This is a genomic window from Paenibacillus sp. Y951, from assembly GCF_056786395.1.
Window position 1 is genome coordinate 64,872 of record NZ_JBXCIY010000002.1, and the last position, 20,758, is coordinate 85,629.

Annotated in this window: 22 protein-coding genes; 2 read left to right on the forward strand and 20 right to left on the reverse strand. The window is 37.0% G+C overall.

What is annotated here, in order from left to right; genetic code table 11:
• Positions 1-17: 17 nt before the first annotated feature.
• From AC1TPB_RS03000 to coxB, 17 genes are all read right to left on the reverse strand, one after another.
• The gene (locus tag AC1TPB_RS03000; RefSeq protein ID WP_482075435.1) at positions 18-974 is read right to left on the reverse strand and encodes an ABC transporter permease; all 957 of its coding nucleotides are present in this window, start codon (positions 972-974) and stop codon (positions 18-20) included.
• A gap of 169 nt (positions 975-1,143) precedes the next feature.
• A complete protein-coding gene (locus AC1TPB_RS03005; protein ID WP_482075131.1) occupies positions 1,144-3,453 on the reverse strand; it encodes a helix-turn-helix domain-containing protein in 2,310 nt (769 codons plus the stop codon).
• Positions 3,454-3,810: 357 nt separating this feature from the next.
• Positions 3,811-4,797: an ABC transporter ATP-binding protein gene (locus AC1TPB_RS03010; RefSeq protein ID WP_482075132.1), complete on the reverse strand. Its 987-nt coding sequence runs from the start codon at positions 4,795-4,797 to the stop codon at positions 3,811-3,813.
• A 15-nt stretch (positions 4,798-4,812) separates the two neighbouring features.
• A complete protein-coding gene (locus AC1TPB_RS03015; RefSeq protein WP_482075133.1) occupies positions 4,813-5,586 on the reverse strand; it encodes an ABC transporter permease in 774 nt (257 codons plus the stop codon).
• A gap of 33 nt (positions 5,587-5,619) precedes the next feature.
• Positions 5,620-6,411, reverse strand: a complete 792-nt coding sequence (locus AC1TPB_RS03020; protein ID WP_482075134.1) for an ABC transporter permease — start codon at positions 6,409-6,411, stop codon at positions 5,620-5,622.
• Positions 6,412-6,819: 408 nt separating this feature from the next.
• Positions 6,820-7,305: a small multi-drug export protein gene (locus AC1TPB_RS03025; protein WP_482075135.1), complete on the reverse strand. Its 486-nt coding sequence runs from the start codon at positions 7,303-7,305 to the stop codon at positions 6,820-6,822.
• Positions 7,306-7,403: 98 nt separating this feature from the next.
• Positions 7,404-8,696 carry an ABC transporter permease gene (locus tag AC1TPB_RS03030; RefSeq protein WP_482075136.1) on the reverse strand — a complete coding sequence of 431 codons (1,293 nt, stop codon included), beginning with the start codon at positions 8,694-8,696 and terminating at the stop codon, positions 7,404-7,406.
• Between the two features lie 4 nt (positions 8,697-8,700).
• The gene (locus tag AC1TPB_RS03035) at positions 8,701-9,603 is read right to left on the reverse strand and encodes an ABC transporter ATP-binding protein (RefSeq protein ID WP_482075137.1); all 903 of its coding nucleotides are present in this window, start codon (positions 9,601-9,603) and stop codon (positions 8,701-8,703) included.
• A gap of 18 nt (positions 9,604-9,621) precedes the next feature.
• Entirely contained in the window at positions 9,622-10,527 is a 906-nt protein-coding gene (locus AC1TPB_RS03040; RefSeq protein ID WP_482075138.1) for an ABC transporter ATP-binding protein, read from the reverse strand.
• A gap of 2 nt (positions 10,528-10,529) precedes the next feature.
• Positions 10,530-10,922, reverse strand: coding sequence for a GntR family transcriptional regulator (locus AC1TPB_RS03045; RefSeq protein WP_482075139.1), 393 nt, complete (start codon positions 10,920-10,922; stop codon positions 10,530-10,532).
• Between the two features lie 25 nt (positions 10,923-10,947).
• Positions 10,948-11,667, reverse strand: coding sequence for a hypothetical protein (locus tag AC1TPB_RS03050; RefSeq protein ID WP_482075140.1), 720 nt, complete (start codon positions 11,665-11,667; stop codon positions 10,948-10,950).
• Between the two features lie 465 nt (positions 11,668-12,132).
• Positions 12,133-12,603: a DUF420 domain-containing protein gene (locus AC1TPB_RS03055; RefSeq protein ID WP_482075141.1), complete on the reverse strand. Its 471-nt coding sequence runs from the start codon at positions 12,601-12,603 to the stop codon at positions 12,133-12,135.
• Between the two features lie 23 nt (positions 12,604-12,626).
• The gene (ctaG, locus tag AC1TPB_RS03060; RefSeq protein WP_482075142.1) at positions 12,627-13,544 is read right to left on the reverse strand and encodes a cytochrome c oxidase assembly factor CtaG; all 918 of its coding nucleotides are present in this window, start codon (positions 13,542-13,544) and stop codon (positions 12,627-12,629) included.
• A gap of 97 nt (positions 13,545-13,641) precedes the next feature.
• On the reverse strand, positions 13,642-13,962 hold the full coding sequence (locus tag AC1TPB_RS03065; protein ID WP_482062578.1) for a cytochrome C oxidase subunit IV family protein: 321 nt from the start codon (positions 13,960-13,962) through the stop codon (positions 13,642-13,644).
• 4 nt (positions 13,963-13,966) lie between these two features.
• Positions 13,967-14,584 carry a cytochrome (ubi)quinol oxidase subunit III gene (locus AC1TPB_RS03070; RefSeq protein ID WP_482075143.1) on the reverse strand — a complete coding sequence of 206 codons (618 nt, stop codon included), beginning with the start codon at positions 14,582-14,584 and terminating at the stop codon, positions 13,967-13,969.
• Complete coding sequence (gene ctaD, locus AC1TPB_RS03075) at positions 14,581-16,425, reverse strand: cytochrome c oxidase subunit I (RefSeq protein ID WP_482075436.1); 1,845 nt, start codon at positions 16,423-16,425, stop codon at positions 14,581-14,583. Before ctaD ends, AC1TPB_RS03070 begins: the two co-directional genes overlap by 4 nt.
• 79 nt (positions 16,426-16,504) lie before the next feature.
• The gene (gene coxB, locus AC1TPB_RS03080) at positions 16,505-17,563 is read right to left on the reverse strand and encodes a cytochrome c oxidase subunit II (RefSeq protein ID WP_482075437.1); all 1,059 of its coding nucleotides are present in this window, start codon (positions 17,561-17,563) and stop codon (positions 16,505-16,507) included.
• A gap of 368 nt (positions 17,564-17,931) precedes the next feature.
• Here coxB and AC1TPB_RS03085 point away from each other — a divergent pair, with 368 nt between their 5' ends.
• Entirely contained in the window at positions 17,932-18,615 is a 684-nt protein-coding gene (locus AC1TPB_RS03085) for a hypothetical protein (RefSeq protein ID WP_482075144.1), read from the forward strand.
• Between the two features lie 74 nt (positions 18,616-18,689).
• Here the strand turns inward: AC1TPB_RS03085 and AC1TPB_RS03090 are convergent, their stop codons facing one another.
• From AC1TPB_RS03090 to AC1TPB_RS03100, 3 genes are read right to left on the reverse strand one after another with little or no spacing between them, the layout of a single operon-like run.
• Positions 18,690-19,496: a DUF421 domain-containing protein gene (locus AC1TPB_RS03090; RefSeq protein ID WP_482075145.1), complete on the reverse strand. Its 807-nt coding sequence runs from the start codon at positions 19,494-19,496 to the stop codon at positions 18,690-18,692.
• A gap of 58 nt (positions 19,497-19,554) precedes the next feature.
• Positions 19,555-19,728: a hypothetical protein gene (locus tag AC1TPB_RS03095; RefSeq protein ID WP_482075146.1), complete on the reverse strand. Its 174-nt coding sequence runs from the start codon at positions 19,726-19,728 to the stop codon at positions 19,555-19,557.
• Positions 19,688-19,888: a heavy-metal-associated domain-containing protein gene (locus AC1TPB_RS03100; protein WP_482075147.1), complete on the reverse strand. Its 201-nt coding sequence runs from the start codon at positions 19,886-19,888 to the stop codon at positions 19,688-19,690. Before AC1TPB_RS03100 ends, AC1TPB_RS03095 begins: the two co-directional genes overlap by 41 nt.
• 135 nt (positions 19,889-20,023) lie before the next feature.
• Between AC1TPB_RS03100 and AC1TPB_RS03105 the strand changes: the two genes are divergently transcribed.
• Positions 20,024-20,758: a glycerophosphodiester phosphodiesterase gene (locus AC1TPB_RS03105; RefSeq protein ID WP_482075438.1), complete on the forward strand. Its 735-nt coding sequence runs from the start codon at positions 20,024-20,026 to the stop codon at positions 20,756-20,758.

Consider the following 20,758-nt stretch of genomic DNA (forward strand, 5'->3'; position numbering starts at 1 on the left):
GCATGCACCTCCTTATGTTAATATAGGCCTTCTTGTCCCATACGTTTGGCTATCCAGTTACTTCCGTAAATTAGAATAATACCAATAACTGATTTGAATAATCCGATTGCGGTACTGTAGCTAAATGCACCCTGCGTAATTCCGACAAAGTAAACATAGGTATCGAATACGTCTGCAACCGTTCGATTCAGCGAGTTGGTCATTAAGAAGATTTGTTCAAACCCATTATCTAAAAAGTTACCTAACCGAAGTATTAATAAAATAGTAACGACCGGAAGGATAGACGGAATCGTAACATTCCAAAGCCGCTGCCACCTCGTTGCCCCATCCACAATTGCTGCTTCATATTGCTCTACATCCACTGCAGCCAGCGCAGCTAAAAATATAATCGTTCCCCAGCCTGTTTCCTTCCACATTATTTGTAAAATAATCATCGGTCTAAACCATGCTGGATCTGCTAAAAAGTTGATTTTTCCGCCGGTTATATTAAATATAATTTCATTTACTATTCCGCCCTGTGTCGTTAAGAACACATAAGTCATACTTGCTACAATAACCATTGAAATAAAATGCGGAATATAAATCATTGTTTGTATCAGCCTTTTGAACACTGAAATACGTATTTCATTTAATAACAGGGCAACTATTATAGGCGCCGGAAAAAAGAAAACTAAATCATATACTGCGAGAATCATCGTATTTCTTAATAGCCTTAAAAAATCGGGATTTGCGAAAAAGATTTTGAAATGTTCAAACCCAACCCATTCACTATTCCAAAACCCAACATAAGGTTGGAAATTTTGAAAAGCAATCAATACTCCCCACATTGGCAAATACTTAAATACTAAGAAGTAAAGCAATCCTGGCAGTAATAGCAGATAAAGCCAGCGATCTCTCTTTAATCGAAGTAGCCAGCGCGGAGGACCAAGTTGCTGGGGTACTCCCGGTTCAGCCGTTAGCGATTCTGTTATCATATTGTTTTTCACTTATCGATTCCTCCTCCACGTTCCATTTGTTTGTTGGTGATTGTAGTATCTCGAACATTGAGTAGCAGAGCAATTATATTTTTTTGCATAAAAAAAGCCTTGATTTACAAGGCTTTTCGGAGCATGAACACTTTTTTGATTCACTGGTATTTTTTTGTTAAGAAGTGGATTCTCTATATTCACTAGGTGTTTGCCCAACCTGCTTTTTGAAAATACGATTAAAATACCTTTGCTGATAGCCTACTTCTGTTGCAATGTCGTTGATCTTCATCGGAGTTTGACGAAGTAATTCTTTTGCCCTATTTATTCTAAGATCAGTTACATAATCAATAAAGTTAACTCCAGTTATATTTTTAAATAGTTTGCTTAATGCATAGAAGTTCATCCCTACTTGGTCAGCACATTGATCTAACGAAATATCTTCATGGAAATGCTGATGAATAAAATTCAACACCTCGCTAATTGTACTCTGCTGCTGCACATTGACACGAGATGCTCTTTCCTCAATATAAGGTAGAATAACTTTCCTTGTAATCCATCTGAGCATTTGCTGCGGATCACGAATTTGTGAAAGCTTACTGTACATATTTTCCCCCTTGAATAATTTATCTGGGTTAACACCAGATTGCATCATCATGTGTTGAATGCTTCCAAGCAGCTGTAAAATGTTTTGCTGTGCATTACGTTCTCTTTGTTGATCCCCTGCACCCATTTCCATAAAACTTTGCAATAGCTGTTCTGCTGCATGCAGTTCTCCTGCACGTAGAGCTTGTAATATTTCTAACTCAAGCTCGAAAGGATATTGAATATCATCTAAAGAAAAATCCGTCGGCGATGCTTCTAATAATATCATTTGATTTTGATTGCGGAATTGTCGATAGCTTGCTGCTCTTTCAAGCTCCATAAATATATTTGCCATTTTTTTAATCTCAGTTGTTTCACGGCTAGCGGTAGTAATAACTTGTAATTTTAAGAGTTGATTAACAAGCTCAGTCATTTCCTTGCAAAACTCAATGAGGGTATCATAAATTTCATACCCTGTAGGCTCCATAATAAAAACCCCTACTGATAAGTTATGAAAGTTCATGACATGACATTGACTAAATCGACCAGAGATTAACTCATCGGCTATATTATAGGCGGCAAACGTAATAAGCCCCTCATCATTTGATGTCATTTGATTGTCTAATGAATCCATCCCAATGAGATAGATGTGAATAAAATAGTAGGAATGTTTATCTACCTTCCATTGCAAGCTCCGCATTCTATTGAGCAAATCGCCTTCACTTAGAGATTGCAGATGTCCTTGCAACAATTGCATAAGAAAGCTGTTTCGCAGCATAGGTTGTGCCGAAGCGACTTCTTGCTTCAATAGTAAACTTTGCTTGGCAACATTGGACCATATCGATTCAATATAGCGGAATTCATCCTTATCGCTTTTATTATTGAGACGCTCTGGATCAATATATCTAATTAATCTAACAATAGGAGAATACATGCGATTTGAAACAATGAAAGACAATAGCAAGCCTATTAATATACTGCTACCACTTATGATCAATATAAATTTAGATAGGACGACTACTGGTGACGTGATTGCCGATGTTGGCGACGCTGATACGTAAATCCATTCCTCAGCAATTCTTTTCATAATCCCATAGGAAACTGTATAACTTTCTCCCTTGTATTCATACACCAAACTTCCATTCTGCTGATCACCCTGAATAATTAGTGCTGTAAGTTGGCTCTGTAAGTCTAATTCATAATTTTGGTCCGATAGTATTGCCTTACCATCATTTTGCATAAGAAAGGTTATTCCCTCAATGTAAGGGGTCATCGTTCGTAGTAAGTTAATGACCTTTTCCCTATTTAATTTTACGATTAATGCTCCTATTGGGCTGCTACTCTCACCTGGAACCTTATGTATAAGCATTAATGGTGATTCGGCTTCATCTCCACTCGTATAATCCCAATATACTCTTCTTTTATCGGCTACTATTTCTTCATAACTATGTATTAACTCATCGTTAAAAACTTGATAATATTCCGTTTTAAACAATATTGGCGGAGTGCGCTTCAAATATAGCTCTACATCTTTCACTAATGGATGGGAACCTTCCATTATATTAAGAGATTTTGTAATATTCCACGTATCCTGAAAATAATAAACAAAGTCCAAATTACTTAATCCAAAACCAAACTGTGGGTTAAATGCCCAGTTAGAAAGGTTTAATTCCAAATAATTCAGTTGATCATCAATATTGGAAACTCTCTCCGTCATTTGATGATGATGTAAAGCACTTAAATCCTTTTCCATATGCTTCACACCAATTTGATATATAAATAATCCAGTGATAAATCCTGGAATACTTGCAGCAAGTAAAATAGAAATCATACTATTTCGATAAAAAACACCTTTATGATCCCATATCCCACCTATTTTACTTCTGACCTTTTTTAGTAACATTATATCCCCCTTCAATTCCGATAAATTATGTTATAGCTCATTACTAAATCACTGTGTAACTTCCTTCATAAACACAGAATTGCTTGATTCGGAGGGAATCAATTAAGTCGTAAGCGTTTTCAAATGTATGTAGGCAGATGAGGAACATGTTGGCTTCCAGTAAAGGAAAAATAAAGTCATTCCTGTTTTCTATTAAATTATTCTATTCGTTAGCTTAATCAAGCCTCTTCAGTCTATATAGCTCACAATTATAACAATAAAGTAATAAGTTCATTTTGAAGTAAAAAACAGTCACCTTCTTAGCGGTGACTGTTTTTTTTAATGCTAATGGTGTCATTACGACCTTATCTTTTAGAGTTATCCTCTATTAGATACTCTAAATAAACTCTTTACCGCTTCTTCAATATTAGGCTCTGAAATTTTCAAGTCAATAATATTGTTAGTAGAAGCTAAAGTGGATATAGCATCAGTCATACTAATATCATCTTTATTAATAAGAAAGACAAACTGATTTTCATTAGAATCAATAAGCTTAAGTCTTGGATCGCTTAATTGCGGTTGTGTTGTTGTAAATTCTACAATGAGTTTATGACCAGTTGAGAACGATTGTTTAAATTGGTCTATTGAGCCATCATAAATTAATTTACCTTCATTAATTGTAATAATTCGATTACAAACGGCATCAATATCGTTCATATCATGAGTAGTTAAAATAACTGTAGTATTTTTCGTTTTATTAATTTCATTTATAAATAAACGTATTTTTTCCTTAACATGCACATCAAGTCCAATCGTTGGTTCATCTAAATATAATATCTCTGGGTCATGTAGCAATGCAACAACAAGCTCAGCTCTCATACGCTGTCCAAGGCTTAGCTGTCTAACTGGTGTTCTTAAGAAGTGCTTCATCTCAAGTAACTCAACGTAAAAGTCTACATTTCTTTTGTAAGTATGTTGTTCTATTTTATATATTTTTTTATATAGCTCAAACGTCTCCTCCATTGGTAGATTCCAATATAACTGACTTCTTTGGCCAAATACGACCCCGATTTTTTTAGCATTTTCCTTTCGATGCTTATAAGGATCTCTCCCATCTACAGTTATCGTTCCACTAGTAGGAACTAAGATACCCGTCATCATTTTAATAGTTGTAGATTTACCTGCCCCATTCGCACCAATATAACCAACAAGCTCACCTCTATTAATATGAAAGCTAAGATCATGGACAGCATGCTTAGTCATATAATCGCGTTTAATTAAAGTTTTTAGTGACGCTTTAAGCCCACTAGCTCTTTGTTGAATACGAAAAGATTTAGTCACATGTTCTAACTGAATTAAACTCATCTATTTACTCTCCCTTTAAGAGCCCGTGCTCGTATAGTTTTTAATTCCAAGCTTCCAAGCTAAACAGGCAACTGTAAATATAATTAAGCCGACTATTGGAGTTAGATATTGAAATGATGAATGGAACAACACTTGATCTTGTTTATTAAGAAGATATTGAGCTGGATAAAAATTAATAAAGCTATATGGCAAAATGAAGGTCAATATAAATTGAATTACTTTATGATAAATAGAGATTGGGTAGCGAATAAATTCAGTCATTTGAAAAAATAGAATGGATTGTAATCCTGAGTTTGAAATGAGCCAAAACGATGGTATAGCTGTTAACAGCAGTGCACCACTTTGAATCAGCATGCCTCCAATTGAAACAACTAAAAGGAACATAATATCAAGTGCTGATAAAGAAATATGTAATCGATTTAATGCGATAAAAATGACAAGTGCAGATAAACTTAAATGACAGATATAGGCACTATTAAAATCACGGCTTACTAAATAAATTAGGGAGTTAACTGGTTTTGTTAATACTTCATCGAATGTACCGTTTTTAATCATATTAGGAAGCTGAGAAGTAACTGAATTGAAAAAGAAGCCAGCTAATGCATAGGTTCCAAGATTGAGTCCATACAAAAATAGTACTTCTTCAGGAAGCCAGCCATTAATGTTTTGGAACTTGTCGATAATGATCCAAATCATTAGAAATTGTGCGCCATACATGGCGAACTGTGAAAGTACACCAAGTATAAAAGAATTGCGATACTGTGCAACGCTCTGTATTTTAATTTTCATAAATTCTAAATATAAGGAAAAGTAGTGCATCTCTTATCCCCCATGTATAACTATTTTGTGTTGAACTCTTAACCATAAAAGCCTCTCAATGATATAAAGACCAACTAACCAGCAAAGTTGATAAAAAAACACATAAAGCGACTCCGTGAACGTATAACGACCTAGAAAAATTGAAATAGGTTCAAATATGGTGAATCTAAACGGTAAAAATAAGGTTAATTGTTCTAACCAGCTAGGATAAAACCATATGGGAATTTGTGAGCCTGAAAATAATGTAAATGTGGCCGTTATTAAAAAGGGGATATACCATGATGTTTCTAACCAGAAAACAGTTAAGGCAAAAATATAGTAAATGTAAAAAGCGATTAAAACTCCGAAAATCACACTAACAATAGTTATTAGTATAGTGTGAAAACTAGTAGAAATTTGGATGTCAAATATAAAAAAGGCTACAAGTGAAATTGGTAATGATGTGAAGATTAAGCGAAAGAGATTGTTAGCTAAATCTTCTGCCAATATATAGCTCTTAAAATTAACAGGTTTCATAAAATCAGAAATAATAGCACCAGTCTCAATTTTCGAACCAATTTGATTGACCGCCGTAGATTGAGTTAATCTTACAATAATCGTTGATATCAATATGTACACAAGCATTTGATTTAAAGAGACACCATCAATAGAGGGCTGATTGTTGTATAACGCTTGCCAAACATTGAATTGAATAAATAGAACAAGCATACTTGATAAAATCGAAACATAAAAATCAAATCTATACGTATACTTCTCCTTAAACGCAAGCTTAAAAAAGCTAAAGAACAATGACATACTGCTCACCCTTAGAATATATTGTTTCATCAGCAATCTTATTACCGTATAGGCGTTGTACTTAACTTATATTTAGTAAGCGTAGATTATACGAGTAATATACTTTCTAATTTTCATCGCTTGAACTATGCTTTGGTCATCGATACTCGTTTGTATTATAACAATTTTATAAGAATATGTCATTTAATTAATTTATCTATACCGATACTAACTATTTTCTAAGGTATTTTAAACAGTCGAGAAAGTGAATATGCCCAAACGATTGTGGACATTAGAGGAATTAAAGAATACGGTTTTGTTATCCTTCCGTACTTATAGAAAAAGAACCCTAGATTACATAATAATCAAGGGTTCTTTTTAACATTCAAATATTTTCGTAAACAGCAGCATTGACTAAAATTAGCGTTTTTACTTTATAATATTAATTCCTAACAGCACTAAAATCCCCATTCCAACAGCCCATACTACAATAGCAATCGTTTGCCAAATAATCACATATCGTTTCGATGCACCTGAGGCAATACATATTAAAGCAGCTAGATGGTCCCCGATCAACAACGGACCAATGAGTGACACTCCGGGAACACCAAACTTATGGAATAGATTCTGTCCTCGTTCTAAACGTTTGTTTTGCTTTTCTTGTTTACGTTCAGATGTTTTTCTACTTTGTAGCCACTGCTTAACACGATCACTGGCTAGGATAACAACCATAACTGAAATCCAGTTACCAACGATTGCAGCTACTATCGTCATCACTGCAGAGAATCCAATCGCAATCCCAACAGGTACTGCAAAATATCCTTCGATAAATGGGATCATTGCCACAATCATAACACCAATGAATTGTAATATTGGATTTGAATCTTGCAACTCTTGTAAAAATTGTTCTAGCATGTTGTACCATCCTTCTTTATTAATGTATGCAGGTCTCCTAGTAATAGATATAACCAGTCTCATTTATAACCGTTACCCACAATAATTCACTACACCAATTAGATCTTATAAGCTTTCATCGCTTTTCGAAGCTCTTTCCAGCTTGGACGTTTACCGTACATCAATACGCCAGTGCGATAAATTTTTGCGGATAGCAATACTGTCAAGTAGATCGTAATCACTAGAATACCTAGTGATAGTAGCACTTCCCACGTTGGAATATCTGTTAATCCAATACGTAATACCATAACGAATGGTGAGAACAATGGAATAAAGCTACAGATTTTCACAAGCATGCTATCTGGTGTTGAAATGCTGAAGATCGCGATATAGAAACCAGCCATTGAGATAAATGTCATCGGCATTACCGCTTGACCCAAATCCTCTGTTCTACTTACGATAGAACCTAAAGCTGCATAAAGTGTTGCAAATAAGAAGAATCCAGTTAAGAAATATAGTACCGCGAATACGAGTAGCATTGGATCAACTAGTGAAAGATCAATATCGAATCCTTCAAGTACACTTTTATTATGTGGTAGATTAAGATTGATTAATCCAACGCCAATGTATAGTGCTAGTTGAGACAGAACAAGTAAGAACATTCCTGTTATTTTACCAAACATACTTGTCAGTGGAGACACACTTGTAATGAGTACTTCCATTACGCGAGAGCTTTTCTCAGCTGTAACTTCGGAAGCAATCATCTGCCCAGAGATCATAACTGCCATGAATAGGAAAACAATAATGAAGTTAATCAAAATCATATTAACGCCTTGCTCTGTTTCATCTTTACCTACTGCTTCACCTGTTGTACCAGCACCTATTTGTACAGAATCAATAACGATAGGCGCTTGGAGCTGTTTCCATTGATCCTCCGTAAGACCTGACTGAGATAAGATGCTTTGTTGTCTAATGACTTGAAGTCCCGTCTCAATCTGAGAGGCAATCGAGAACTCCATTAGCTTCTCACTCTTAACCACGATCTCAGGGAAACCACTATCCGTTACTTCACCAAATACGATATAGCTGTATAATTCACCGTCGTTCAATGCTTTCTTCAGCTGTTCTTCATCCTTAACGGCATCACCTGTAGATGCAAAGCCTTTGAATTCGAAGCTACTGTTCCCAACAGCAGTAAAATGTTCCTGTAGCTGCTTACCTGTTGTTGCTGCTAACTCATTATCCGTACTTTGCGCGTAGCCAATCGTTTTCACTTTGTCTTCTGAATCAAATTGAGAAATAATGAATGGAATATGAATAACTGCAGAAATAATAATTAAGAAAATAAGCGTAGAAATCTGGAATGGCTTACCTTTTAATTTATTGAATAATGTAAATCGAACTACTGTCATGAAATTATTCATTTGCTTCACCAACCGATCTAATAAAGATTTCGTTCAAAGTAGGTTCTTTTAATTGGAAGTGTTGAACATCTGATTGTGATAATGCATGATGCAGTATACGTTTCGCAGCATCTTCGCGCTCAATTTCAATTTCAAGGCCATTCTCATGATGATGAACGGCTTTGACACCTTCAATCTTTTCAAGTCCTTTTACTTCTTTATCTGTAGTAAGTAACACTTTTTCCTTTGGAAATTGACTCTTAATTTCTTTCACATTGCCTTTTACTACTTCATTCGAACGATGTAATATTGTAATATTGCGGCATAGCTCCTCAACATGCTCCATACGGTGAGTGGAGAATACGATACTTGCCCCTTCATCACGTAATTCCTTCACTGTTGCTTTCAATAGCTCTACGTTAACAGGATCAAGACCACTGAATGCTTCGTCCATTATAAGGAATTGTGGTTTATGAATAATAGCTGATATAAATTGAATCTTTTGTTGATTACCTTTGGATAGCTCTTCAACACGCTTATTGTAATTTTCAGGAACACCGAAACGTTCCAACCATTCCTTCAAGCTACGATCAGCATCTTTCGCTGACATCCCTTTCAGCTGTGCAAGATAGACCAGCTGCTCACTAACTTTAATTTTCGGATACAGACCACGCTCTTCAGGCAAATAGCCAATATTGTTCAATAGTGATTTGTCATATGGCTTTCCATTATATTGAATATGTCCTTGATCCGGATAAATTAGTCCAAGAATCATACGCATTGTCGTTGTTTTACCAGCACCATTGGCTCCTAATAGCCCATAAATTTCACCACGACCAACTTCAAATTGTACTCCGTTAACTGCAGTTTTGTCAGCATACTGTTTATATACTTTGTTAATTACTAATGGATTCACAATTTTCCCACCTCTACATTAATTTGAAAAATGACCAACCTGATTGATATGCTGCAGCAATATGTCGTCTAGTTCTAATAGCTGCTTTGTGTGAATTTTAATGTCTCGCTCTATAAACCATTGCTCTGCTTCCCATGCTTTAGAGACAATGACTTCAAGATGTTGACCACTACTATTTTTATGCGAAACGTATCCTGAAACATGTCTAATCTCACTTAATTGCTTATCCGTACTTTCTATGAAATAAGTGGCCCAACTTTGCAGTAATTCATCCTTCTCGTAAAAGCCTAGTACTCTACCATTATACTGGAATATAATGTAATCTGCCAAGCGTTTTACTTCATCAACAATATGTGTTGCCATTAATATGGTCTTACTACCTGATTCCATATATTGATGTAATGTTTCAATCATTGCTTTCCAAGCAATCGGATCAAGCCCTGAGGATGGCTCATCTAGTAGTAATAGATCCGGCTGATGGGATAAGGCTAGACATAGTTCAAACTTACGTCTCGTACCTTTGGACATTTTTTTCAATGGAACGTCATCTTTCGCATTGAGCAATGATAGTAATCCCTGATACGTCGTCTCATTCCAGTTACGATACCATTTTGCATTGAATTTCGCTTTATCTGAGCCCCTCATAAATTCATCATAGGTAGATGGTAATTCACTCATATAGCCTATTCTTTGCTTGAGTTCATCATCGTTTTCCAATCCCAGCTGGTGGCCCAAAATCGTTATCGTTCCGCTCTCAGGCTTCATAAAGTTCATCAAGCAATTGAATAAAGTACTTTTTCCTGATCCATTCGGACCGACAATTGCGGTAACATACCCTTCTGGAATCGTTAATTGCAGTGGACCAAGCGTAAAACTATCTCTTCTAACTTTCATATCGGCAACGACAATCGCTTGCTTCTCCATCTCTATCCTCCTAACTCATACTGCTCGATTCGTTCCTTAAGTAATTGTTCGAGCTCATCCTTAGAACATTGCACACGCTTCGCTGCTTCAAAAAGCTGATCAATCGCTTCAACTACGACAGATTGTTTCTGTTCTTCTCGAGATTGCTCTTCAACTAATGATACATATGTCCCTGTTCCTTGCTTCGTTCGGAGTAAACCTTCATTCTCAAGATCACTATATACACGTTTAATAGTAATAACACTACACTTCAATTGAGAAGCAAATTCTCGTATAGACGGAAGTAGTGTACCTGCAATTAATGTCCCGCTAATGATCAATGCTCTAAGTTGTACCTCAATTTGATAGTATAGCGGCTCGGCACTTTGTTCATTAATCTGTATTGGAAGCCGCATCAATATTCACCTGCTTTAATAGTAATCATATATTTCTCTTTCGGAATTTTGGGGTAATCATTTTATGCGCTAACCAGATCGAACCTACCATTACGACTAAACTTCCAATCGATGTGATCAAAGGCTGCTGCTCCGCTAATTTATCCATTGCTTCAATTAGACTATAACTACCTACTACATAGTACAGTACGACTAAAATTAGAAATACAAAGGGATAAGTCCAACATATGAATGAATATGTTTTCAGCGAGAACACCATTTCACAATATAGCAAAATAAAATTCAACACTAAGGATAGCACTAGAAATTGTAATGCATGTAACATAAGAGGGACATAGTCAAATGAAATATCGGATAATACCATCGCCATAATTATTAATACGTAATAGAGTATAATTGACACTATCGAGTAAAACGTAACTCCGATAATTCTTGACCAAACAATTTGATCTTGCTTGATCGGTAACGTCCGCCAGTAGATAAGACGCTCTGCTAGCAAATCTCGCTTCATATCACCTAATGAATAAAGATGTGTTGCTACTAATCCTATTGCTGAGAAAACGATGAGCAAAAGATACTCGGTAAAAAAAGAATCAAGCTCTATCCCTTCCACAACAGCCCCACTAAAAGTTTTGTAAGTAAATAGTGCTACATATAATATGAAAATTAAAAATGTTAAGTTTTTCCATCTGGCATTTTTCATATCCTGCTTAACAAGAAATCGTATTCCTTGCCAATAACTCATCTAACATCCTCCTAAAACTTTTCATGATACAAACATAAGACACTGCCTAGTGAATGAAAAGTAGCATCGAAAGCATAACCTAAAACTTTTCATTCGCTTCATAATATACTTCTCGTCAATGAAAAGTTGCATCGGAAGCATAAACATTACTTTTTCCAATCCGTTATTTGAAGCAGAGTGTACATACTGTATATATCTATATACACAGTATATACACGACGTATTATGCTGTCAACAGTTTTTTTGTATTTAATTTCCTAATATACAAACGCAATTATTTTATCCAGTCGGTTGAATACTCTGGGCCAGATGACAAAAAGATCCGATAATATTCCCACAAAGGAATATTATCGGATCTCGTGTTAATCGAATATGCTACAAAGCACTACTTCGTTATCAAAGTCCGCTTTGGACTTCAACTTACAATAAGGTTCGAAAAGCAGATGGAGCGTTTACTTCATCCACCTATTGTTTGAACAATGCATCGATAAATGGTTCTGTATGTCCACCTGGATAAAATATATAGAGTAAGAAGTATACTGTCACACCAGTAATAGCGGTAATAAACCAAATAACTGCCGTTACTCTACCAATTTTACGATGCTTTGAATACTTCTTCTTATAGCCTAGTGTCAATGTGGTGATACCAAAAACCGCCGCCACTGTTGCTAACGTAATATGGAAGAATAAGAAGATTAAATAGATCGTCTTCAACTCTTCAGGTCCGCCCCATGTTGTATTACCAACAAAAATAGTACGTGAAGCATAAATAATGAAGAAGATAATCGCAGTTATTGCTGCCCAAAACATCATTTTTTGATGCTCTTCACGCTTCTTATTCAATATTAACTTCCAGCCAATAGCAACTAGTATCGCACTAAGTGCGATAAAGAAGGTACTAAGTGCAGGTAATAAGGAAAATTCAGTTGATTCCAATGCTTGGCCTCCCCTAGTTGATCTTATTTATTATGATTGATTAACAATGCATCATTCAACAGCTTTGCATCAAGATCATCTTGCTTATGTTCTTTGTTAAACCAATCACGAAATACAAATCCGAGCAGTATACCATACATAACCTCTTGTATCAATTTCATAATAATGCCACCTGATTGCTGATCTTCAAGGACGGTGAACATATTGAAAAATTGCGGACCTTCGAATTTCGTAAGCAAATAGCTAGTATCTCCTGGTATACAATAGCCCATAGCATTAGCCCATACTTCTGGATCATTGTAGACAGAGAATAGTGGTTCATTGCTGAAAATAATAAGTGCACATGCCGGAGTAAGTAATACACCATTAGCAAAAATATAGGCCAGCTTTTTGACATGAGCAAGCTTGCTCCACTCTTTTACAGGCGTTATAACATGCCACCACATCATAAAGGCCATAATTAACATCACAACATAATATATACGATGCACTGTGAAATGGGTCATCACATAATCATGAACTACTGGAAGATGGTAAATCGAGAAGGTCATATTGAACATAACTAGCGTGACGATTGGGTGCATAAGAACTTTGTATTTTTTCCAAAAAGGAGCTGAAAATATTTTTTTCCAAATAAAAGATGGAATGGCTGCTAATACCATTGGGGGCACGATCAAATAAGAAATCGCCATATTCACCATATGGAACGAGAACATAATATGTCCTAATAAGCTCGATGGTCCACCATTCGTTATGTAATACAGTATTGCAGCTGTGATGAATAAAGCAATTTGTACACCAGATGCTTTATTTTCCATTGGAAAATGCTTTTCACGCCAAGGTCCTATAATGTACAAATACGCAATAATGACTGCGATTGTAGCAAACAGAAACATTGGACTCCATACCGCTTGAAAAGTAAAATATTGTAATCCAAACATGTCAGTGCTCCCTCCTATGCAAACCAACGACGCTAGCGACAAAATAAGAGGGTCCAATTAAGGACCCTCTTCCACTTAATTAGATATTACTTACATTCTACCATCTAGTCCAATACAATGCCATAATGACACAAGTAAATACGACTACGACACCGGTCAATATTGCAATAATGGCAAACATGTGACCGCGATCCTTCATATGCATCCAGAAAGCCATCTGAATGAATACTTGTATAATGGCTAAACCAACTAGCATGATGTAGACGAAATCAGTATTCATTTCTCCAGCCATTACAAGCGCAAAAGAAGTGAATGTTAACAGAATGGAGAAGATAAACGCAATGATATGCTTTTTGGGACCTTCCGATCTCGTTCGCTTTGCGTTTGAATGTTTAGAAGCCGTTGGACTACTCGCCATTTTATTAACCTACCTTTCCCATCAAGTAAACAACTGTAAAGATGAATACCCATACTACGTCGATAAAGTGCCAGTACATACCGAATAGATAAACCTTCGGTGCTGTCGTAGTATTCAATCCGCGTTTAGACAATTGGTATAGAATCGATGCTGCCCAGAATAGACCAAAAGCTACGTGAGCACCATGGAAACCAACTAATGTGTAGAACGATGTACTAAATGCACTAGCTGTAAATGTATGTCCTAAACCAGCGTAATGAACGAACTCGTAAATTTCTAAGCCTAGGAAAGCAAGACCTAGAGCCATTGTTGCAATTAGCCAATTAATTAATGATTTTTTGTTATTCGCATGCATCGCTTGTAATGCGAACACACTCGTTAAGCTTGATGTAAGTAGTAGCGCTGTTGCAATGGCAACTAAAGCGAAGTCGAATAGCTCATCGCCTGTCTTACCACCATTAATCTCATTGCGAAGTGTTAAATATGCTGCAAATAATGTACCGAATAGTACAGTCTCACCGCCAAGGAATAACCAGAAGGCAGTAATCTTATTACGACCTTCGAGCGTAGCTCTTTCTGGCTCATGAGGTAGCTGATCTTCTACATGTGAATGTGAACTCATGATTTAACCCCCTGATCCTTAAGAATTTCATCCTTTTCAATATGGAATCCATGATCGTCGATCAATGAACGAAGTCCCATACATCCAAATACAATAAGTAAGCCAATAATACCTATAGCATGACCAACTGAAATGAATCCTAGACTACCCCAATCCTCGGAGTACAAGAACCCAAATCCAGTAACGAAAAAGCCAATACCCATTATAAATGGAAGAATAGAAGAATTCGGCATATGAATTGGTCCAATTGGTTCAACTGGAGTCATTGCTGTATTACCTTCCATTTTTTCATGCCACCATGCATCATAGCCACGAACTAGTGGAGTTTGAGCAAAGTTATATTCAGGTGCTGGAGAAGGAATCGTCCACTCTAGTGTACGGCCATCTTCCCATGGATCGTTCGCGCAACCTCTTGGTTTTTTGAATGATGCTGCAACGTTGATTAGGAATAGAATTGTACCAATACCCATCATAATTGCACCAATTGTACTAATGAAGTTCATGTTATTGAAGCCCATACCATCTAGGTACTGCCACACTCGGCGCTGCATACCAATTAGACCAAGGAAATGCTGTACGAAGAATGTTAGATGGAATCCAATATAGAATATCCAGAACGTAATTTTACCAAGTGTTTCATTCAGTACACGTCCGAACATTTTTGGCCACCAGTAATGTAGACCTGCGAAAATTCCTAACACCAAACCACCAACGATTACGTAGTGGAAATGGGCAACGACGAAGTAAGAGTCATGGTACTGATAGTCAGCAGGAGCTGCTGCAAGCATTACCCCTGTAACTCCACCCATTACGAACGTTGGAATGAAGCCGATCGCATAAAGGCTAGCCGATGTGAATTTAATGGAACCGCCCCACATTGTAAATAGCCAGTTGAAAATTTTAATACCTGTTGGTATTGCAATTAACATCGTAGCTACGGAGAACAAGGCGTTTGCCACCGGTCCAAGACCAGTTGTAAACATATGATGGGCCCAAACCATAAAGCCCAGGAAACCGATCAATATCGTTGCAAATACCATTGAACTGTATCCAAATAGACGTTTACGAGAGAATGTTGATATTACCTCGGAAATAATACCGAATGCCGGCATAATTAGAATATATACTTCTGGGTGACCGAAGATCCAGAATATATGCTCCCATAATACGACATTCCCCCCGGCGGCCGGGTTGAAGAAGTTACCGCTGAATAAACGGTCAAACATTAGTGCTGCTAGACCAACTGTAAGAGCTGGGAAAGCAAACAGAATTAGAGCTGATGTAATGAATGAAGCCCAAGTAAACATCGGCATACGCATAAATGTCATACCTGGAGCACGCATATTGATAATCGTAGCTAAGAAGTTAATACCACCAATTAGCGTACCGATACCAGCAATTTGCAATCCAACGACATAATAATCCGTCCCGTGATGCGGTGTATATTGGGTTCCAGATAATGGAGCATACATTGTCCAACCTGCATCAGGTACAGAACCAGCAATGAAACTCACATTAAGTAAAACTCCACCGAAGAAAAATGTCCAAAAGCCTAATGCGTTAAGAAATGGAAACGCAACGTCACGAGCCCCTAGTTGCAATGGAATAATGGCATTCATTAGAGCAAATATAATCGGCATTGCCGCCAAAAATATCATTGTAGTACCATGCATCGTAATTAACTCATTATAAAACTGTGCAGATACTACTTCAGACTGTGGAAACATTAATTGAAGACGAATAAGTATCGCTTCAAGTCCACCTATTAGGAAGAAAAATCCTCCCCCGATTAAATACAATATTCCAATCTTTTTATGATCAACCGTTGTAAGCCAGTCCATAAGACCTGTACGACGTTTAATCGCATGCGCATTAGCATGAGCCAAGGTAGGTACCTCCTTTTACACCGATGATTGTGTTTTACTCAAAATCAAGCTTTAGATTAGTCAAGTATTCTGCAATACCTTCAAGCTCTGTTTCAGTAAGTGTGTACGTGTCAGACATTTGATTGCCTGGTTTGTGTTTCTCTGGATCTTTAATCCACTCGTATAGATTGTTATATACAGTGTCTTCATATGTATACTCTGCTTCGCCCTCTTCGACGTTCATGAGAATACCACCAACACTTTCACGAGAACCAATACCCGTTAAGTTAGGATACATACTGAAGCCGCCATCTTGACCAATTGCGTGACATGTTAAGCACTTGCTTTCAAATGCACTTGCAATTTCCGAATCAGTTGGTAATGCTACCGCACCAGTCATTGCACTCTGCCAACGTTCGAATGAAGAAGGTTCAACTGCTTTTACTTTGAAATCCATCAAACTATGAGATACTCCGCATAGTTCAGCACATTTACCTAAGTAAACACCTGCTTTTGGGGCTTCAAAGTACATTTTGTTCACGTTTCCATCTGGATTCGTATCGATCTTACCCGCTAATGCCGGGATCCAGAAGGAGTGAATGACATCAGCTGTAGATGCAGTAATCGAAATTACTTTATCCGTTGGAACTACTAGCTCCTGAGCTGTTTTAATACCTAATTGAGGATACTCAAACTCCCACCAATACTGATGCGCAGTTACAATAACATGTAATGCATCCGGGTCTTCTGAATAATCATTCGATAATTTAAATACGGATGTCAATGTTGGAACAGCTAAAATAACTAACATAATAACTGGAATAACTGTCCAAATAATTTCTAATTTGTGGTTACCTTCCACTTGCTTAGGAATCGTATTGTCACCCTTACGTCTGCGGAATTTAATCAATACATAGATTGAAATCGCAAACACTGCTATAACAACTATCGACATAATGGTAATAGAAATTATCATCAAGTTAAGTTGTTCTTGAGCAACAGGTCCTTGAGGATTAAGCGTTGATACATCCTCTCTTCCACAAGCTGATAGCACAAGCACCAACAAGGCCATCAGAGGCGCTAGGCGTTTTACAAATTGCCACCGTTTCATTATTAATCAACCCCACTTTTGACGTTTTCACAGCAGCCTTATGTATGTGGCAAATAGTCTGCTGCGTATAACACAACACAGATGTTTCACAATTATTGCATTCTAAATCACTTTATTAAATATAAAGTTGTGACAACCTTTTGTCAATGTTCCACAGGAAGTTCACAAATTGTTCTTAAAGCCGCCACAACCTTATGAAACCTCAGTATATGGAATTATATGACTTGATTTTAACACCCTTTTCTTGCTTTTTATGCTATTAGTTAACGTTTCCATTACAAACGGTCAATTATGTATGTCAAGTCGATGAATATTTTCTATTCATTTAATGAAACAATAGCTATATATCTAACAATCGCTTGGAGGAGTGTATGATGAGAAGTATGAGGCTACTATCGACATTTTGCTTCGTGTTATTACTACTTACAGCTGGATGCAGTAGTGAAATTGAACGCTACAGCAAAAAACTAGATGATTCAGATTATGGCAGCTCACAAGCTAAGCAAGCACAAAAAGGACAGTTCATAACATTCGGTACGAATCATCCCGATGATAAACAACATGTCAATACTACGGTTCACTATAACCCCAAAATATCAGATGCATTAGGTTCAATTGGCGGTGTAGGGGCTGTTCGAGTATTTTTAACTGACAAAAATGCCTATGTAGCTCTTGTCCTTGATAATACAGGCCGGGGTTATGCCAGCTCCAAACAATATATTAGGCAGGATACAACGCCATTCGATAATAAAGCGCCTAATACGATCACCAATAACCCATTTAAAAATTTTATATCCGTTAATGATAATACACAACTTACCGATCGCTTCAAACAAACGATCGCTAATAAAGTGTTTGAGCTTGCTCCGGAAGTTGAAGAAGTGCATATATCCGCTAATTTGAATTTTATGTTCTATATGGATGAATTCGCACAAGCAGCTTGGGGTGACAAACCATTAGATCCCTATTTGAAGCAATTCAATATTCTCGTACAGCATCAATTTGCCAATGGGTTAATTATGCCGACATCATTGAACGATTACAGAAATAAATAGCTACTTTGATTGTGTTTCTACTATTAATATAGTTTTATGCTTCAAAAACAGAGGAAGCAAAGAAGAATTAAGGATTAACCTTGCTTCTTCTTTGCCAATTGTTCGAGATATGCGATTGTTTGGAGCAAGCCTATCTTAATCTCTTCTAAATTTATTTGTTCGGCTTGCTGTTGCTCACTTTGCAAATTCACTTCAATCGTTCGATGATCAAGTGTAAATAATGATAGTGATTGATCTATCGTGTACTGAGCAATAAATACTTCTTCATACTTTAAATTAACAGTGTCCAATTGCTTCTTAAGCCAGACCTCAGTTATACCATTTTGCCGCATTGTATCTAATTCCATTGAGCCATCAACAATCAAGGTCATCGGCTCTTTCTCAGTCGCAATCTTCATTCCTAGCATATTGGGCGTCAGTGGATTAAAGTCTTGCTTCAAAAACACACTTATATCTCCATTGGCTTCTATCGATGCACTTTCCACATCGGATATCTTATAGATATCTTTATTTCTTAATCGTTCAAGTAGCTCTTCTACCGTATATCGTTCTTTGTGTAATGCTTCCTTAAGCACGATACCATTAGCTATGAGCATCCGTCTATTACCGTCAACGGCGGTACGCATCTTTTTACTTTTTAGGGTCCAATATTCTAATATCATTGTAACACCAACCCATATAATTAAAGCAATAATGCCTAAACCCCACGCACGGTCATTTTCTAGCGCGATATAAGCAGCTAGATTCCCGATACTAATGCCCGAGATATATCCGAACAATGATATTTCTGAAAGTTGGCGCTTACCTAACATCTTCGTAAGTGTAAACATGACCAACAGAGCAATTAGTGTCCGATATGTAAGTTCAAATACTTCATTCATAGTGATCCCTCCCATAATAGTATTGCCACTATTTAGGAAGAAATACATTAGAGGAAGTTCAAAAAGCGGACTTTGATAACGATGATTGGCTTCGTAGCTTATTCGGCATTGCATTTGAAACGAACTTGGAAAGTACGGTTCGCGTGTACCAATTACGTACACTTGCGCTTCCGCCTTTCTCAAGTAGCGTCTCAACTGCTCGGTTCTGAAAGTCCACTTTTTGAACTTTCATTTGAAGCTTCGGCATTGACCGCTTGTGTACTCGTACCGTACACGTTGCTGGGTGTTGTTTCATTAGCCTCTGCACCAATTGCTTGCAACGCCTTCTCAACTGAATTCACACAGTGACCACAGCTCATTCCATCTACTTTTAATATCATTTCACTCATCATATTCGCTCCTCTTTCATATCATTTTATTAAATGTTATCTGCTTGCTACTAGCCACTAACTTAATAAAAGTTTAACTTTGAAAGCGTTATTGTATATGGTACGATTCATGTAACAAACTCTATCTTTGAGGAGATTATACCAATGACAATGAATTACGCACACCGCGGAGCAAGCGGTTATTGCCCGGAAAATACGATGGCTTCATTTGCGAAGGCTGTTGAGCTTGGCGCAACTGGAATTGAGACCGATGTTCAGATGACATCTGATGGTCAACTCGTCCTCATCCATGATGAAAGTTTACTACGTACAACAGGTGTAGATAAGTATGTAAAAGATGTAACATTAGCTGAAATTAAACAGCTTGATGCTGGCTCGTGGTTCGCTGAAAGCTTTGCTGCTGAAAAGATTCCTACTTTAGATGAATTGATGAAGCTTGCCAAGCAATCTCAGCTTAAATTAAATATTGAGATCAAAAGTGGCGTATTTCTCTACCATGGAATTGAACAAAAAGTGATTGATAAAATCTACGAATACGAACTTCAAGATGATGTCATTATCTCCAACTTCAATCACTACTCATTAGCACTTTGCAAGCAAATTGATCCAGCGATTGCTACAGGAATTCTCTATATGGAAGGCTTATATCGCCCATGGGATTATGCCGCATCATTACAAGCAGATGCATTACATGCTCCTCGCTATGCAGTAATGCCAGAATGGGTAGAAGAGGCAAAGCAAAATGATAAAATCTACAATGTGTGGACCGTTAACAACGAACAAGAAATGAAGAATTTTGTTGCTGCTGGTGTATCAGGTATTATTACCGATTATCCAGACCGACTTCATCAAATTTTACACGGAAAGGGCTGA